Source organism: Roseovarius sp. D0-M9 (genome assembly GCF_037083805.1).
GTDB lineage: Bacteria > Pseudomonadota > Alphaproteobacteria > Rhodobacterales > Rhodobacteraceae > Roseovarius.
Window position 1 is genome coordinate 1 of record NZ_JBAPKZ010000048.1, and the last position, 16,546, is coordinate 16,546.

Consider the following 16,546-nt stretch of genomic DNA (forward strand, 5'->3'; position numbering starts at 1 on the left):
CGAACTCTGGCGCGCGGTTGGTCACGTCTGCGATCTCTTCACTGAGGAAGAGTGCTACAACTTCTTCAAGGCGGCAGGTTATGAAACTGATTGAACGCAACCCGCTCTAAAGCCAGCTTAAACTGCCCGCGACCGGTGCTTGCGCGTCACACTGCCTGTCTCGGAATGTTCGCCGTATAGGTCTTGTCGCGTACGGCGGTGTCTCTGTCGAATGCCTGCATCCGCGCGCGGAGATGGAAATGCGTGCTGTCGCAAGACAGGTGGGTGTGCGTCACCGTCCGCACGACCCACTCGTCGCGGCGCATCTCGTGAATCCAGGTGACCTCTCCTTCGGCGGAGGTGGGATCGCCCGGCAGAATGGAATAGCGCTCGGTGCATTCGGCGGAATGTGTCAGGCCGTGCTCGACGATATGGGCCGCGCCCTCGTGGACGCGGATATCGGCCGTGACCCGCCCGGTGGTCCGGTCCTCCGTCACGGTCCACTCCGCGGTCGGAGGTGTCTCGACCGCCTGCTCCAGGGGCACCCCCGCGCGTGGCGGGGCGAACGACGCCGCCTCACTGTGATCGCCGTCCCGTAATGGCAGGGCAAGCATGCTTTGATCGGTCAGAACCTGCAGTTCTACCGGTTCTGGCACAGGCCATGCGATCGGGAAGTAGCTGGTCGACAGAGCCAACCGAATGCGATGCCCCGCGCGAAAGGTCTGGGCAACGTGTTTCATCGGCACCTCGACCGTGTAGGTTTGCCCTGGCGTCAGGGGCTCGGGATGCTCGTGCCCGTCACGGTGCGTGAGATTAAGCAACCCGTAGCTGACCCGGGTCGCCGCCCCGTCGGGCGCCACGTCCATCAGCCGCACGGCGGCCTGCGCGACAGGCCGGTCTGAGGTGAACGTCAGCGTCAAGCGCGCGTCGCCCACCATGTGGACCGGCTCGGCAAGCGGCGCGGTCTCGAAGCACAGGCTGCCCGCGTCATCCTGCCGCTGATCGCCCGGCTGATCGCCCTGCAGCGCATAAGAGCACCACTTGCCACCCTGGAACCCGACCCAGAGCGGCGAGGCGATGCTCAGCCAGCCCCCGGGCACCTCCCCGGACCTCGACAGCCGTCCGTCGGCCCCCAGGGCAAAGTCGGTTCGGGTGACATTCGGCGAGGGCCAGGCCGGTTCTGTGATCCAGTGCCCGTCCCGGTGCTCGTAATGCGTTCTGGGCTCGGCGTGGTCCTGAAGATAGACCCGTAGTGGCGGCTCATCCACGATGCCGGTGTTGATGCCCTTGAGCCATTGATCCCACCACCGGGTTTCCTCGCTCAGCCAGTCGATCGCAGGGCCCGGTGCCCCGACATGCGGATAGCGATGCGACCAGGGGCCGATAATTCCCTTTGCCGGACTCTTGAGGTTCTCGACCAGCCGAAAGACAGAACGGCAGTAGCCATCTGCCCAGCCGCTCACAGCATAAACGGGTACCTCGATATCGTCGAAATTTTCGCAGACCGATCCGTGCTTCCAGAACGCATCGCGCGTCTGGTGTTCCATCCATGTCTCGAGCCAGAAGCCCGACTCGTCGAGCCGTTCTTCCCAGATCTCGCGCCAGCGATCGCCGACATGCGCGGGATCCGGCGGCAGGGTGTTGATTCCGAACATCACGGACGCCCAGGAAAGGTGATCGCACAACATGGTGCCGCCCATGTAATGAATGTCGTCGGCATAGCGGTCGTCGGTCGAACAGATCGACACCACGGCCCTGAGCGCGGGCGGGCGCAGGGCCGCAAGTTGCAGCCCGTTGAACCCGCCCCAAGAAATGCCCACAATTCCGACACCACCATCGCACCACGGCTGATCGGCGATCCAGGCGATCACATCACAGCCGTCCTGCAACTCGATCTCGGTATATTCGTCGGTCATCACCCCTTCGGACTCGCCGGTGCCGCGCAGATCCACCCGGACATAGGCATAGCCCTGCGCCGCCATCCAGGGCGCGCGGGCATGGTCGCGTTCCAGCGTCTTGTCGTTCTTGCGATATGGGATGTATTCGAGGATCGCGGGCACGGCCTGCGCCTCCGCCCCGTCCAGCATCCAGATACGCGCCGCGAGGCACGTGCCATCCGGCATAGGGATCTCGAGATGCTCGATTTCCCGAACGGCGACGGGAAGCGGGTGGTCGATTTTCATGACGTTTATCCTGCATTGCGTGCCGCGCGATGCGCCCAGCCTATCGCGCCCCCGCGTCACAAAGTCCAGCGCTGGCGTTGGCCTATTCCTCGATGTCGCTGAACTCGTAATTCAGCTTTTTCATGACTTGCTCGTAATTCCACAACAGCTTGGATTGCTTGTTGGCCCCCATCCAGATCGACGCTACGGCATAGCTGTAGGCATCCTGCTCGGGCAGCTCCGACAGGCGCATGCCCTTCTTGACGTAGGAGTCGATACGCGTGCCTTCGACCTGTTCCGAGGCAACCTCCAGCTCGGCGCGCGAGGGCGCGCGTGTGAGGGTCGCGTCGTTGAAGAACACTCGGTAGAAGAATTCGGCGGCGACGTTTTGCGGCCCCTCGCCGCTTGGCATGTCGGGCTTGCGCCCGAGCCCCAGATCGACCGTCACCTGCTGATGGCTAACCCCGTCCACCATCTCGAACAGGTCGCAATGCGATTGCGCGATGCGGGTGTTGATCTCCAGCAGCCAGATCTTGTTCTGCACCTCGTCCCAGTAGTACTCCACGTTGAATCCGGCATTGTCATAGCCGATATGCGCCATAACCTTACGGGTGATCTCGTTCATCTCGTCCTGCACGCGAGGCGGCAGGGTCGACGGGTAGAGATAATAGAAAAAGCTGAGTACCTGCGGATAGCGGATCGAATCCACCGTGCCGTAGGGCACGACTTCGCCGTCATGGACATAGCCCTCGACGGTGCATTGCCGCCCGCCTATCACCTGTTCGGCCATGCAGTAGTGCCCTTCGATCGCCTTGATGTCATCCGGCAGATCGGCCTTATCCAGCACGTAGTTGAACGGCTCGGATATCTGGCCGATCTCGGCGCGGAAGGCGGCGACCGCATAGTCGAAATCCTCGGGACTGTCGATGCGAAAGCCGAGACGCGACCCTGAAGACTTGATCGGCTTGACGAAGAACGGAAAGCGGAGATCAGCCTCGCCGATCCGTGAAAGCGCATTGTCGTCGAACGGGTCGAAGGCGGTGAACTTTGGGACGTGCCCGGGTATCACCTCGGCCATCACCTTGCGCGACCAGAATTTGTGCTCGCACTTCAAGAGGCTTTCCAGCGAGGCATTGCGGGTGCCGTATTTCGCGCACAAGAGCGGCAGCATGGTCGAAACCGGAAAGTCGATATACCCCACGATGGCGTCAATCGAGCCGTCAAAGGCGTCTAACGTCGCCTCGGCCTCGCGCAGCATAGCGGGGATATCGAATTCCTGCGTGTCCGAGACGGCCTCGGAGGTCAGGAGCGGGTGAAAGAGGACATCCTCGACCCCCCGCAGCCGTGTCAGTCTCTCGGCATTCATCGCGTTCAGTCCGACGACGAAAACATTCTGTACCATGATGTTGATCCTTCCTGTCCAGAGCGTGCGCACCGAAGAGGCTGACGCACCGAATGGGTGAAGTTTGTCCTCAGGCCTTGGCGAGATCGGATTGAACCGGAAAACTCCGTCCTTTGAGCCGTTCCGTGGTGCCGATGATATCGTCCACCAGCAACAGCAGGAAATCGCCCGGCACGGCATCCGCCATGGCCCGGTCAACGGCGTCTTTTTCGTTCATGATAACCTCGACCGTGCAGTCCGATTCAGCGTCGGCTGCGCCTTTGCGGATGAGGTCCGCGGTCTCGCCTTCGGCGCGACCGCGCGCATCGGTCTCGTAGATGTAGACCGCGTCACACATCTTGGCGAGTTGCGCGCCTAGAGCGACAAGGTCTTCATCGCGGCGATTGCCAGGCGCAGTCGAGACGCCGATCTTGCGCTGTTGCCCAAGCCCCTTCACCAGCGGCTCCAACGCCTCCAGTGCCGGTACGTTGTGACCATAATCGATCAGACAATGTACGCCGTCGGCTTCGAAATAGTTGGTGCGTCCGGGCATCTGCGCCGGGGTCGGGTGGAAGGTCAGCAGCCCGGCCCGAATATCGTCGATCTCGATGCCATGGGCCAGCGCCACGGCGGAGGCCGCCATCGCGTTCTGAACGTTGAAGGGCGCATGCCCCTCAAACGCGATCGGCACATCGTTAACGTCTACCACATCGACCCGCACCTTACCGCGCAGCAAGACGATACGCCCATTCTTGACAGTAACGACCATACGTCGTTCGCTCAGGTGCTCCTGAAGTGCGGGGTTTTCGGGGTTCATCGTGAAATAGATGATTTCGCCCCGCGCCCAGTAGGTCCCATGCTCCATCACCAGAGGGTCATCGGCGTTGAGCACGCAATAGCCGCCCTCGCGCTTGACCGCATCGACGACCACTGTCTTGCAACGGGCCAGCTCCTCGAGCGTGTGGATATCCCGCTCGCCCAGATGGTCAGAGGCAATGTTGAGCAGAACACCTACGTCGCACTCGTCAAAGCCCAAACCGCGGCGCATGATTCCGCCGCGGGCAACCTCGAGCACCGCATGCTCGACAGTAGGCTCTCGGAGCACGGCCTGAGCAGCCGCCGGGCCAGAGTAATCGCCGCGCAGGATCACATGGTTATCAATCTCGACCGTTCCGGTGCAGCCCATGCCCACCGAATACCCCGACTGTCGCAGTATATGCGTGGTCAGCCGCGTCGTCGTGGTTTTGCCGTTGGTACCGGTGATCGCGGTAATGGGGATGCGGCCATTGTCGGTCGGGTCGGGAAATAGCATGTCGACTACGTGCTCGCCAACCGGCCGCGGGGTGCCATGGGTTGGTGCCATGTGCATCCGGAAACCGGGGCCGGCGTTTACCTCGACAACACCAGCTGATTGCTGATCGAGCGGCTTCGAGAGCGTCTCGGCCAAAAGGTCAATCCCGATTACGTCGAGGCCGACATGCCGCGCGATCCGCTCCATTGCGAAACGGATATCAGGATGCACCTCGTCGGTAAGATCGGTGGCTGTTCCGCCGGTCGAGATATTGGCCGTCGACTTCAGGAAAACCATCTCGCCCTCGGGTGGTGCACTGTCGAGCGTGTGCCCGGCCTGCTCGAGCATACGATGGGTCTGTTCGTCGACATGAATCTGGGTTAGCAGGTTCTCGTGGCCCACTCCACGCCGCGGATCCTCGTTGGCGGTGTCGATCAGCGCTTGGATCGTCGATTTGCCATCTCCGGTGACATGCGCCGGCCGGCGGCGCGCGGCGGCCACAAGCTTGCCGCCGATCACCAGCATGCGGTGATCTTCTCCCTTGATGTAGGTCTCAACGATCACGGCACCGGAGTCGTCGCGCACCCGCGCAAGCGCCGCCTCGTAGCCCGATTTCAGGTCGTCCATATTGCTGATATCGGTAGTGACTCCGCGCCCGTGATTTCCCGACAGCGGCTTCGTCACAACCGGCCAGCCGATCCATTCGGCGGCTTCCTTAACTTCGTCCCACGAATAGCAGGTATACCCCTGAGGCACCGCGATCCCCGCATCACCCAGGATCTGCTTGGTCCAGTCCTTGTCATCGGCAATGGAATGGCCGATGATACCCGACTCGTCGGTCACCGTAGCCTGAAACCGGCGCTGTTTCACGCCGTGCCCCAGTTGCGTGTAGCTGGTGCCCTCTGTCAGATTGTACCAAGGGATGTTGCGTGCCTTGGCGGCATTGACAATCGACCCTGTCGAGGGGCCGAGAGCATTGGCGTCGCGCACCTCCTTGAGATGTTCGATGACCGGGCCGAGATCGACCTGCCCCCCGTCATATAGCTTGCGCACGATCCCGACTGCGGCCTCGCCCGCAGCTAGGCCAGTGGCCTCGTCTCGGTAGCGGTAGACGACGTTGTAGACGCCGCGCTCATAGCTGTCGACGCTCTTCCCATAGCCCACCGAGAACCCGACTAGGTTCTGTAATTCGATGGCGAGGTGTTCGACCATGTGCCCCGCATAGGTACCGTTTCGCACCCGCTGCAGGAAGCCGCCGGGCTCTCCAACTGAACAGCGATGCTCGTAAATACTGGGAAAGATGGCTTCGAGCTTCTCCGCAATACCGGGCACCTTGTCGCTCGGGCGGTCTTCCAAGTCTTCGATGTCGAGCCGCATATAAATGGTCTGATAACGGCTATAGTAATTCGGCCCGCGCAACGCACGGTGCTCAAGTATATGCATACCTTTGCTCCAGACTGCTGTCCCCGAGCTCTTTCGGCCCAAGGACCCGCCGGTCCGTAAAACTGTACCCGTTCCCGTCGACCAGCGCGTGCATAATGACGTTGTGGACGCTCACCGCCTCACCGTCAGAAAGATCGAAAACATTGGAACTGGTTATCGCCGAACTGTCAACGAGGATGACATGACCGGGGCCAAAAGCGTAAATAGTGTCATTCTCGAACAGGACTGCCCCATCCTCTCCGAGGCCAACGCCAAGATACTCGGGATTTGTCGCACCGACCTCCATCAGACGCGAGAATCTTCCCCGTTCAAGGAAATGCGTGTCAATGATCACACCCTCGATCAGACCAAAGCCCGCGGACATCTTCACAGCGCCCTTGCGAAGAGAATCCGTCGCATGGCCGCCATACACCATCGTGGTCGACTGGCACGCCGCACCCGCGCTTGTCCCCGCGATGACAGCCCCCTCGTCATAGCGTTTACGGATCATCGCGAGGGCTGCAGACGCGCCCAGGATACTGGTCAGGCGCATTTGGTCGCCACCCGAAATGAAGATCACGTCACTGCGCGACAGCATGTTGAGCAAAGCGGGGGTCGCCGCATCGGTGCGCTCTCGTATGCGCACGTCGAGAACCTCGCCGGCGCCTAACCGCTGAAACACTCGCTGATAATCGGCGAATACGTCGTCGGGGATGCTGCTGGCGGTGGTGATCACACCGACAACCGGTGCATCGGTCTGACTCAACGCCAAAACCTGACTCAGGATCTCGGTATTCGAAGCCTTGTCCTCGGCGCCACCAATGGCGACCAGTTTTCCGCGGGGTACTGTGGTAATCGACATGTCCACAAACGGACCTCCAGTCATTGGTAGACAGTATCTACATATTGTGGAGATCTCTCAGCTACAAACAAGTAAGTTGTTCTGAACTCTGAGATGGTGAAGGTATCCATCGCAACGTAACAAGCTTGTCACACTTTCAAGCAGGTTTACTCGGGCGTTATGGTGCCGTGAGGGTAAATGCCTGTGAATGACTTAAGGATGCGTGTCCCATGACCAAAGGTTTCGTGCTCGCCATTCACGGTGGTGCCGGTGTTTTGCCCCGTGCCGAGATGTCGCCTGAACGCGAGGGTGCCTGCCACGCCGCCCTTGCGCGCGTCCTGGCTGCCGGAGAGGCGGTTTTGTCGCGCAATGGCACGGCCCTCGATGCGGTCACCGTCGCGGTCGAAACGCTCGAGAACGAACCTCTATTCAATGCCGGGCGCGGCGCGGTATTCACCCGCGACGGCACGCATGAGATGGATGCGGCGATCATGGACGGGCGTGGGCGCGGTGCCGGGGCGGTCGCCGGCATAGCCGGGGTGCGCAACCCTGTGCACCTTGCCCGCGCCGTCATGGAGCGGACCGATCACGTGCTTATGGTCGGCGACGGGGCACTTGAGATCGCGCGGGACGCGGGGCTGGCCTTTGAGGACGATGCCTATTTCTTCACGCACGAACGCTGGGACAGTCTGCAAAGCACACTTAAGATGGAAGCCGACGGCACGTTGGACGATGACCCGGCCCGGCGCCACGGCACAGTGGGGCCGTCGCGTTGGACCGCGCGGGTAATCTCGCCGCAGCAACATCAACAGGCGGCATGACGGCCAAGCGCAGGGGCCGTATCGGCGACAGTCCGATTATCGGTGCCGGAACCTTCGCAGACGATGCGACCTGCGGGGTTTCGGCCACCGGCGACGGCGAAGCCTATATCCGCCTCTCGGTCGCACATGAAATCGACGCGCGCATGCGGCTGGCTGGACAACCGATGACCGAGGCCGCACGCCAGATCATCTTGGGCGACTTGAACGCCATCGGCGGGTCGGGCGGGTTGATCTGTATCGACCGTGGCGGTGCAGTCGCCATGCCGTTCAACTGCGAAGGGATGTATCGAGGGTGCGTGAAAGACGGCGACAAGCCGGTAACAGCTATTTACTGAAACTCGGCCCCAAAAGCTTCTGTTGGCATCATACCCATAAGTTTGTGCCTACATACGCATCGCGACGCATTTGACGAGATCAAGGTGTTATCTACTTACGGCGATGCAGATTACGGCGATGCATAGCAGTGCCCGAAATTCGTAACGCTTGAATGGCGGCTTTGATCATTGTGGCCAAGTTGGATTGCGGCTGCGGCGAATGACTGGAATCCGCCCTCCCTTCCGATTGCCGCGTAGGCGAAGCGGGTAGCGATGCGGCCGCAGCGAACGACCAAAATCCTGCTCTGCCGTCATTCGCCGATTGAAAATGCTGCGCGGATCTTAGTGGTCGCTTCGAAGTGCTGCCCCGCAGCATTGGGCTGGGTCGACCAGCGGCGGCTCTGGGCCGTTCGCTTCATGTTTCGAGGATTATTTTCGGGTCCTCCTGCAAGCCATGCGCGCGAGGGTAACGCGCGACCGCTTGTGATTTCTAGCGACAGAACTTTCAGGCTGATTTCAGACTCTAGAACCTTATACAAATGCGACATGTGCGACACCGCGAGAAACTGTTTCAGTGTCGCACATGTCGCCGCTGTCGCACGTCGCACAAGGTTTCTTACTCTTTGAGCCAGTCCGTTAGGTGGTTGACCGGCACCTTAGTCCAGAGCGCAAAATCATCACCCTTCGTGGTAACTATCCGCGTGAGGCCATTGCCATTGGGTTCCAGCAGGACGACGTGGTCGGCATTTACGAAGACCCTGTCTAGGACGTCTCCACTTGGACCGGTTCGGTCGATTGGTACGAATTTGCGCATATCAGTCTCCTTCATTCTGCCGCTACCGTGCCGTCGATTGGGATTATTCGATAAGCTTCCTTACGGGCTTTGCCATCCACCTGCGTTCCATCAGGAAGGCGCTCAAGCCAGCCATGCTGAACCAATGTGCTGATCGCTGTGCGGGCCGCAGGGCTTTCACGAAGCGCACGAATAGGTGCCAGACGCACTACATCGCGAGGTGTGATTGCGGATTTCTGCCATGATTTGTGAAGCCACTTTCGCAGGGCCTCGGCCCTCTCAATATCAGCCGATACATTTGCCGCATCGGACAATCGCAATGCTTCCGACAGGTAGAAGTCCGCCAGCGCGATTGCGTCAAGCATCGTTTCTTCAGTCACCTCGGGGGCTTCGAGGTCGGCCCATGCCGTCAATACACCGGCAATGCGTGCCGCTTGCTCTGCGGCCTTGGAGGCATAGCCTGTGATACCGGCAAACTTACCACCTGGTCTCTGACCGATCTCAACGCGGTCGGCATAGTCGGATAGCGTGGCACGGGCGTTGGACGATAATGCTATGAGGCGTGGCTCCAGCTCTCGTGAATCGCCGTCCATTGGCAGTGGTGTTTCCAAGATAGTACGCAGTCGAGACTTGAATGGCGCAAGTGCAAACGCTCCTTGCCTCACATCGGATTGCAACCTTGTGCCGATGGTACTCACCGGCTCACTGATGAGAAAACGCGGTAGAAAGCCTGTGTCCGCTGCCACCGGGTCGGCCATGAAGGAGTGAGCGACACCTGGTTGCACCATAAGATGAACGGCGAGTCTCCGGCCAAAGAGAGTCTGCGAGCCATCGCCAGCCCTGGTGCGCCGGATCGGATTCCCCTGCCAAAGATCATTGAGTGCCGCGAGTGTCTTTTGCCGATTATCTTTGGACATGGCGAAGCCTCCCAGAAACTGCCCGCCTTTGCAATCTCATCTGCGGACAAGAAAACACAGCTGGCCGTGATGCTTCGCCCCGATGAAGCTCAATTAATCGCGAAGACGCTGGCGAAAGCAGCCGAAGCGGCGGTTATCCTGATGATTGAGGAGGCGCAGCAATGATCCTGCCAGAGCGCTTTGTCCTCTACCGCCGTTCGAAAGATGTCTTGAAATGCAAATGGCAGAAGATTCCCTGTGATCAGCATGGCAAGAACATCGACCCTCATAAACCATATGCTTGGATGGACTATGCTACAGCCTCGAGGTTTGCCACCTGGGACGAAAGTCGCCCGGATGTACCCTACGGTGTTGGCTTCGTGCTTAATGGCGACGGATGGTTTCTGATCGACTTGGATGACTGCCGAACCGGCGAAGGCCAATGGACGGCAGAAGCCGTAGCAATCTTCCAGTCGTTCGGCGGCGCGCTAGGCGAGATGTCTACCAGCGGGAACGGCCTGCACATCATGGGCAAATGTGATCCGTCACGATTGCAGGATCGCCGCAACAAATGGGAGGGCAACAAAGAGTTCTATGTGGACAAGCGCTTTATCGCACTGTCGAAGGAAGGTCCTGTGCCAATTGGTGAGACCTGGACGGACACCGACTGGACTGGGCAATTGTGTAAGGTCATCCCCCAGCGCACCATAGAGGGCGAAATGCCAGAGGGCATCGATCCGCGCTACGCCGGTCCAAGCGACGACGAAGAACTGATACGGATGATGCTCACGAGCAAAGGAGGCGCAGGCGCTGCGTTCGGGCTCAAGGCAACTGTCAAAGATCTTTGGCGCGGCGACTGCTCGTATCACGGAGATGATCACAGTTCAGCTGACGCCGCCCTAATGGCGCACTTGGCGTTCTGGACGGGCCGTGATGCAGCGCGTATGGACCGTCTCTTCAGGCAATCTGGGCTTATGCGCGAAAAATACGGGAAGCGTGCGGATTACCGTAAAAGCACCATCGAAGGCGCTATCAGAAAGTGCGAGTCCGTTTATGGTCAACCACAACAGGCTCAGGACCCCGAGCCAACTCCTCTTGTCCGTGAAACGCCGCTTGGAAAGCCGTATCCGGTTGAGCATTTGGGGCCGCTCAGAGCAGCCGTTGAGGCGGTTCAGGGAATGGCCCTTGCTCCTGTCGCCATCCCCGCCCAATCAGCGCTTACCGTCGCATCCCTTGCCGTACAGGGTCACGTTGACGTCGACACACTCAACGGTCCCCGGCCCGTCTCACTTTATGCTCTGACAGTGGCGCAATCCGGCGAGCGCAAGTCGTCTTGTGACGCTCCGCTCATGTCCGCACTTCGCGACTTCGAGCGAGAGCAGACCAAGGCTCAGCGCGAAGAAATGTCTCGCTGGCGCGACAAACAGGATCTTTGGGCTGGCCAGCGTACCGCCATTCTGGCGAAAGCGAAAAGCGGCGTCAGCTCCGCAGTCACCAATGCGCAGCTTGAAGACCTGGGTGCGGAACCTGTACCGCCGCCTTCTCCCGAACGGACAGTGACCGAACCAACTTACGACGGTTTGACCCGGAAATACACCGAAGGAATGCCCACGCTGGGGATCTTCTCGGACGAAGAGGACCTGCCTTGGCATCGAAAGGGCCGCAGTCGTTGGGGACGCCATTTGCCAAGTGGCAAAGGGCCACTCATCCGTGAACTTCTTTAGTGACGCGTCACTGTTGTCGAAGGTGGATCTGGCGACATTTTCGAATTGGGTCGGATTGGTCATTTGCTGTCCTGACTGGCTAACTTCAGCACAGCATCAATCGCGCGCTTGTGGCGCGGGATCAGGCTGTCTTCTGTAATTGTGATTTGGGAGGGGCTGAATGCTGCTCGGGCCGAGAAGGGAACGGAGCCCGCCATCGTAACGCCTCATTTTTATGTCGAACTCTTGCCGAAGCGGAGCGCCGCCCCGCTCGAAAATGCGCTGGCCCTCGCGAACCGCCTCCACAACCCAGATCCCGATCACCCGCCCGCCCATCGAAACCAGAGGCAACGGGATGCCGAGCGACGCCTGGGCGCGCATCTTGGTCAGCTGGTCCAGGCTGCCAAGAACACATCGTAGGCCACGCCGATCTCGGCACGCGTCCGCTCGGTGTCAGCGCGCGACCGCGATGGCAGCGACCCGCCCCACGCCTCGCAGATGGCGCGCTCAGTCTCGGTAGCCTCGCTCGTCGGATTGCGCGTCTCGCAGGCTGCCGCGAGCAGCATCAACCCGCCTGCGCAGATCAGCAGCGCGGCCCTCGTCATATTCACGCCCATCGTCCTCGGCCTCCCTTTGCCCCGCTTTGCGGCCGCGCCCAAAGGCACGCGCCAATGCAGCGACCAGGGCAAGAGCCCCAGCCGCCGCAGCCAATAGCCATAGCTTGACCCGGCTGATCATTCCGCACGCGTCCGCAGCATGCGCCAGAGAACAATGCCCAAGCCCAAAACCGCCAAAGCCGTAAAGCCGTAGGTGACGAGGTAGTCAGGAAGGACGGGCGCCGCCTCGTTGACGACCCTCTCTGCCGCGACCGCTATCGCCGCGACCGACGTGCCCTCCTTGGCCGCCTGGGTCTTGCGCGCAGGCTCGGGCTCGGGCGCAAAGCGCGTCTCCCGAAGCGGGAACTTCTTCCCCCAAGACCGCGCCGGGCCGGTGTCGATATGCATAAAGCCCAAATGCGGATAATAGCCAAAGCCAGTGAAGCCGACCTCGCGCGCCGCTTCTTCAAACTCGGCGGGATCATGATTGTCCATGCGAATATCGAACGCCTGGCCGCGCATGTGATAGCTGCCCTTGGCGCCGCCAACGGATCGATTGTGCGCCGGATCGCGGTACGCCGAAGTGACCAGCATGGGCGCGTCAAGTTTAACCCGAAGCCGCTCGAGACGCTCGATCGCGTCGACCTCCAGTTTAAGGCTGCCGTTGCCTTTCGAGGCGAGCTCGGCAGGCGTGAAATGCGGGTAAGGCCAATCCGTGGCCTCGCTCCAATGCGACAGTTTGATCATTTGTTTAGACATTGCGCCCTCCTTGGCTGCGGCGCCCTTTGCGCCCTCTAGGCTTTCGGCGCAGGAAACCGACGATGCCCGAGAAAATGTTGTGATCTGGATAAAAGGCAGCCGACCAAACCGACCAATCGCCGCGCTCCCGCAAGGGGATCAGCAGCCAAAGCAAGACCAGAAAATGATAAAGCCCGCGCAGGAACACCAAGCTGAAAAGCACATTCACGGCCGTGCCCGTCCAGCCAAACCAAAGCGGCCAAAGCCCGGGGAAAAAGCCGCGCATGACAGAAGGCGTGATCTCCCAATAGAAAGACCGCGCCAGGTAAGCGATCACGACCAGAGTGATCCCGGCCGACAGCCGAAAGGTGGTGCTTTGACCGCGCTCGACGGCATGAGGCGTAAAGCCGCGCACGACCATCAATCCGCATACGAGCGACGCCAGGAACAAAAACCACAACATCACCACATAACCGTCACTCCACATCCGCTCGATCCCGCTCCCGCTTCAAGTCCTCGATCAACGCCTCGAGGCGCGACGCGCGAACCTTTACCTCGTTGACACGCGCGCGGCGCTGAACCGCTAGCACATGCACGGTTTCGTCCCTGGCATTAGGGGCAGGCGTTCGCCCGGTTAGCATTGCCCAGACTTCAGAGATCACGGCCGGACCCCCGCTCCAAAATTCGAGTGAGCGCGTCGATCGACTGATTGGCCGCGTCCGCGACCTCCCTGATTTCCTTGGAGCTGGCCTGAGCGTCGTCCACGCGCCGGTTTTGCACATCGACATAGGCCCTCCACAGATGCACCACCGCGAAAGACAGCCCCAAGATCACCGCACCAGGGATGCCATAAGTCTCGATGAACGCCGCTGGGTCCATTTTCGTCGCCCGCCGTAGGTTTATCGAACCGCATCACGCGACCCTTCTGGTTGATTTTACCTTTTCACCTCGCCGGCGGGCCTCTGGCGGTTTAGCGTCGGCGCGTGCCGCAAAAGGGCCGGCGATCGCGGTTGCTTGCCACTTCGACACGCGCCGACCAGTCACAACGGGGGATGCGCCGTCGACGGCGGATGTCCTGTCCACCGGGCAATTTATAGACAGATTGGAGCTTTCGGCATGACGCGCAACGTCCTAATCGCTGACAAAGAGTATGCAACAGGCGCCGTGTTTTCGGGCATCGGCCGGGCTGCGCGGGAACACGCGGACGCGTTGACGGGCGGGGCAATCGCCTTCCCTTCGCACTGGTCGCGCTTCACGGTGACGATCGCTGGCGGCGGCCAGTCGATCACCATCGCGCCGGGCGAGCTCTGGAAAAGCGATGCGATCTATTCCCTCGAGGAAGCGGTTGATATCGGCATCCTCGATTATTTACCTCCGGTGGGAAACGAGAAATGGATCGCGGTCCTGGCGCAGCCTGCCGTGCAGTCGACGCGCAATCGCTCGGCGAAGGTTCGCACTGGCACTGATCCGGAAAACCCGCAGCCTGCGCAGCAGGACGTTGTCGGCGAAGAGGTGCGGCTGGTCGAGTTTGTTGTGCAGCAGGGCACGCAGGCGGCGCCGGGTAGTGCGGTGAAGCCCGCCGTTCCGGAGAGCTCTTGTGCGGTGGTGTTCATTCTGCTCTCGGGTGCTGGCGCCCAGGCGATTGAGCCTGCCGTTTCGGACAAGGTGAAATCGCTCTACGATGTTGATGGGCGACTGATGGCGCTCGAGGTGCGTGTCGACGCGCTCTTTCAGCGCGTTGCGGGTCTGGAGACGGATGTTGCCGTGCTGCGCGGCGCGATCCCGCGCATCATCCGGCCCGAGATCATCATCCAGCTGCAGGGCGGGTTGGCGCGGGTCGAGCAGCTGCTCGGCGCTCCGGTCAATTATGTTTCCCGGTTTTTCGATCCGGCGCTGACTACCGAGGCGTGGGACGAAAGCTACGCCGGCTGGTCGGCGGAAATTGGCGAGGGCGTCAAATTCCCCAAGGTTGCCACCATCGACAACCAGATGGCGCTTTTGGATGATGCCAGCCCGGCTATCCGCATCAAGGATGGGGTGTTGCTTCCAGCGTGGACCGAGGAGCGTCTGATCGACGTCTCGGGTTCTGGCGCTACTAAAGATATCTCGCAGCAGGTGCATACGGTTCGCACCAGCCAGACGCGCACCATCTCGCGCTCGAGTATTGAATATGGCCCGACGGTCAAGATCTGCGAAAACACCAAGGAGTATGCGAACGTCGCGGGCGCGGCTTACCTCGAAAATTTCCGGACGGATGCTGGTGAGACGTTCCAGTCTCTCGGGAAAACAGATAATCCTTGGAACGACAAGGAGGAGGCCATCGGGCACTCCGAGTTCCGCGCGCGCCAGGTGATCAAGCGGACATGGGATCAAACCTATACCAGCACGAAAGTCACGAATTACGGCGTCAACGGGTCGGTCTATGGCCAGACCTTCCTCAACTCGCAGGAGCGGATCGCCACCTCCCTTGAGTTCGATGTTTCGCGCGTCGGCAGCGATGGCGACATCCATGTCTTTCTCTGCGAGGTCAATGAAAGCGGCACGCCGGACTTCGACACCTCGATCGTCAAAGGTCTTGTGCCTTATGCGTCGCTGTCGACTGGCTGGGTGAAATGCGAATTCCGGCCGACACTGCTGGTGTCGGGCAAGCGCTACGCCTGGTTCACGGTCACCACCGGCAACCATGCGCTGCGCACCGTGACCGGCAATAAGTTTGCCCAGGGCTCGCTTTTCTGGTCGACGGACGGGATCTGGTCGCAGGGTAGCCCGACCGAAGATTTTGCGTTCCGTTTGAATGCGGCCAAGTTTTCCACAACGCGCCTTGTGGTCGAGTTCGCGCCTCTGTCTCTGAGCGGTGGCATGACGGAATTTCGGTTTACCTACGGCGGTTGGGAACCGGGCGGCACGCGCCTGCCTTGGGAATATGCGCCGAAGCGGGTTGGCCTGCCAGATGTGTGGCATCCGTTTTCGACGGACGATAATTCGCCGCTGCGCGATGTGCCCGAGACTTGCCGCATCCGCGCGGTGTTCGAGGGCACGACTGATCTGATGCCTGCGATCGTCCTGGATAGTTCGGCGCGGCACCGGGCGTTCAAGCGCGGCGCCTCGCTGGTCGCGATCAGCGAACCGCATGACTTCGGGTTGTCCACCACCACCATCATCACCGAGACCGTTCTGGATGATTATGATCCGCTGGTGCAGGCGCCGGTGCCCAAGCTGATCGTGGGCGCTACGGAATATGCGGCCGATACGGTCACCGAGATTGACGACGATTATCCGGAGCCCGAGCGGGTCAAGCTGCGCGCGAGCTTCACCGTGCCTGCGACCACGCCCTCGCGGCGACACAACGCCGAGATGCTTTCCTCTCCGCGTAATCCGGCCAAAACAATGCGGATCTTCTCCTCCGCCGAGTAGGTCTGGCGGGTCTTGCGGCGAATGTTTTTGACCAGCTTGTCAGCTGCGTCCTTCGATGTTCCGGGTCTCTTGTTCATCTTCGCTCCTTAACAGGCCGCTGAAATAGTTGCCGAACCGGAACGGCTTCCTTCCCGTCGGGGGCGGATCGCCTGATCGTCATGCCTGTCGGCGGGTCCGATGCTTGCTCTGGATGCT

12 protein-coding genes and 3 pseudogenes are annotated in these 16,546 nt (G+C 60.6%); 3 read left to right on the forward strand and 12 right to left on the reverse strand.

What is annotated here, in order from left to right; genetic code table 11:
• Positions 1–146: 146 nt before the first annotated feature.
• From V8352_RS19360 to V8352_RS19375, 4 genes are all read right to left on the reverse strand, one after another.
• A complete protein-coding gene (locus V8352_RS19360) occupies positions 147–2,162 on the reverse strand; it encodes a CocE/NonD family hydrolase (RefSeq protein WP_336425928.1) in 2,016 nt (671 codons plus the stop codon).
• 82 nt (positions 2,163–2,244) lie between these two features.
• Positions 2,245–3,543: an ATP-grasp domain-containing protein gene (locus V8352_RS19365; RefSeq protein ID WP_336425929.1), complete on the reverse strand. Its 1,299-nt coding sequence runs from the start codon at positions 3,541–3,543 to the stop codon at positions 2,245–2,247.
• 70 nt (positions 3,544–3,613) lie between these two features.
• Entirely contained in the window at positions 3,614–6,256 is a 2,643-nt protein-coding gene (gene cphA / locus V8352_RS19370; RefSeq protein WP_336425930.1) for a cyanophycin synthetase, read from the reverse strand.
• On the reverse strand, positions 6,243–7,097 hold the full coding sequence (locus V8352_RS19375) for a cyanophycinase (protein ID WP_336425931.1): 855 nt from the start codon (positions 7,095–7,097) through the stop codon (positions 6,243–6,245). The genes cphA and V8352_RS19375 overlap by 14 nt, the downstream gene beginning before the upstream one ends.
• 269 nt (positions 7,098–7,366) lie before the next feature.
• Between V8352_RS19375 and V8352_RS19380 the strand changes: the two are divergent.
• Positions 7,367–8,232: pseudogene (locus V8352_RS19380) on the forward strand (isoaspartyl peptidase/L-asparaginase family protein).
• An 804-nt stretch (positions 8,233–9,036) separates the two neighbouring features.
• Here V8352_RS19380 and V8352_RS19385 read toward each other — a convergent pair.
• On the reverse strand, positions 9,037–9,921 hold the full coding sequence (locus V8352_RS19385) for a DUF3987 domain-containing protein (RefSeq protein WP_336425932.1): 885 nt from the start codon (positions 9,919–9,921) through the stop codon (positions 9,037–9,039).
• Between V8352_RS19385 and V8352_RS19390 the strand changes: the two genes are divergently transcribed.
• Positions 9,901–10,086, forward strand: coding sequence for a hypothetical protein (locus V8352_RS19390; RefSeq protein ID WP_336425933.1), 186 nt, complete (start codon positions 9,901–9,903; stop codon positions 10,084–10,086). The two genes, V8352_RS19385 and V8352_RS19390, sit on opposite strands and share 21 nt — an antisense overlap.
• Positions 10,083–11,624 (forward strand): phage NrS-1 polymerase family protein, encoded by a 1,542-nt coding sequence (locus V8352_RS19395; RefSeq protein ID WP_336425934.1) that lies wholly within the window; start codon positions 10,083–10,085, stop codon positions 11,622–11,624. The genes V8352_RS19390 and V8352_RS19395 overlap by 4 nt, the downstream gene beginning before the upstream one ends.
• 59 nt (positions 11,625–11,683) lie before the next feature.
• On the opposite strand, the gene V8352_RS19400 is transcribed toward V8352_RS19395, so the two are convergent.
• The 7 genes and pseudogenes from V8352_RS19400 to V8352_RS19430 form a co-directional block, all read right to left on the reverse strand.
• On the reverse strand, positions 11,684–11,821 hold the full coding sequence (locus tag V8352_RS19400; RefSeq protein WP_336425939.1) for a hypothetical protein: 138 nt from the start codon (positions 11,819–11,821) through the stop codon (positions 11,684–11,686).
• 55 nt (positions 11,822–11,876) lie between these two features.
• Positions 11,877–11,984, reverse strand: a pseudogene (locus tag V8352_RS19405) (phage tail protein); the annotation flags it as partial.
• A gap of 5 nt (positions 11,985–11,989) precedes the next feature.
• Positions 11,990–12,214, reverse strand: coding sequence for a hypothetical protein (locus V8352_RS19410; protein WP_336425935.1), 225 nt, complete (start codon positions 12,212–12,214; stop codon positions 11,990–11,992).
• A gap of 123 nt (positions 12,215–12,337) precedes the next feature.
• Positions 12,338–12,958 (reverse strand): YcbK family protein, encoded by a 621-nt coding sequence (locus V8352_RS19415; RefSeq protein WP_336425936.1) that lies wholly within the window; start codon positions 12,956–12,958, stop codon positions 12,338–12,340.
• Entirely contained in the window at positions 12,951–13,424 is a 474-nt protein-coding gene (locus V8352_RS19420) for a hypothetical protein (protein WP_336425937.1), read from the reverse strand. The genes V8352_RS19415 and V8352_RS19420 overlap by 8 nt, the downstream gene beginning before the upstream one ends.
• 164 nt (positions 13,425–13,588) lie before the next feature.
• Positions 13,589–13,816, reverse strand: coding sequence for a hypothetical protein (locus V8352_RS19425; RefSeq protein WP_336425938.1), 228 nt, complete (start codon positions 13,814–13,816; stop codon positions 13,589–13,591).
• A gap of 2,447 nt (positions 13,817–16,263) precedes the next feature.
• Positions 16,264–16,428 (reverse strand): annotated as a pseudogene (locus tag V8352_RS19430) (IS3 family transposase); the annotation flags it as partial.
• Positions 16,429–16,546: the final 118 nt, after the last annotated feature.

Excerpts from the sequence above, each read along its gene's own strand:
- V8352_RS19360 (WP_336425928.1), bottom strand. The coding sequence starts at position 2,162 with ATGAAAATCGACCACCCGCTTCCCGTCGCCGTTCGGGAAATCGAGCAT.
- V8352_RS19365 (WP_336425929.1), bottom strand. The coding sequence starts at position 3,543 with ATGGTACAGAATGTTTTCGTCGTCGGACTGAACGCGATGAATGCCGAG.
- cphA (WP_336425930.1), bottom strand. The coding sequence starts at position 6,256 with ATGCATATACTTGAGCACCGTGCGTTGCGCGGGCCGAATTACTATAGC.
- V8352_RS19375 (WP_336425931.1), bottom strand. The coding sequence starts at position 7,097 with ATGTCGATTACCACAGTACCCCGCGGAAAACTGGTCGCCATTGGTGGC.
- V8352_RS19385 (WP_336425932.1), bottom strand. The coding sequence starts at position 9,921 with ATGTCCAAAGATAATCGGCAAAAGACACTCGCGGCACTCAATGATCTT.
- V8352_RS19395 (WP_336425934.1), top strand. The coding sequence starts at position 10,083 with ATGATCCTGCCAGAGCGCTTTGTCCTCTACCGCCGTTCGAAAGATGTC.
- V8352_RS19400 (WP_336425939.1), bottom strand. The coding sequence starts at position 11,821 with ATGGCGGGCTCCGTTCCCTTCTCGGCCCGAGCAGCATTCAGCCCCTCC.
- V8352_RS19415 (WP_336425936.1), bottom strand. The coding sequence starts at position 12,958 with ATGTCTAAACAAATGATCAAACTGTCGCATTGGAGCGAGGCCACGGAT.
- V8352_RS19420 (WP_336425937.1), bottom strand. The coding sequence starts at position 13,424 with ATGTGGAGTGACGGTTATGTGGTGATGTTGTGGTTTTTGTTCCTGGCG.
- V8352_RS19425 (WP_336425938.1), bottom strand. The coding sequence starts at position 13,816 with ATGGACCCAGCGGCGTTCATCGAGACTTATGGCATCCCTGGTGCGGTG.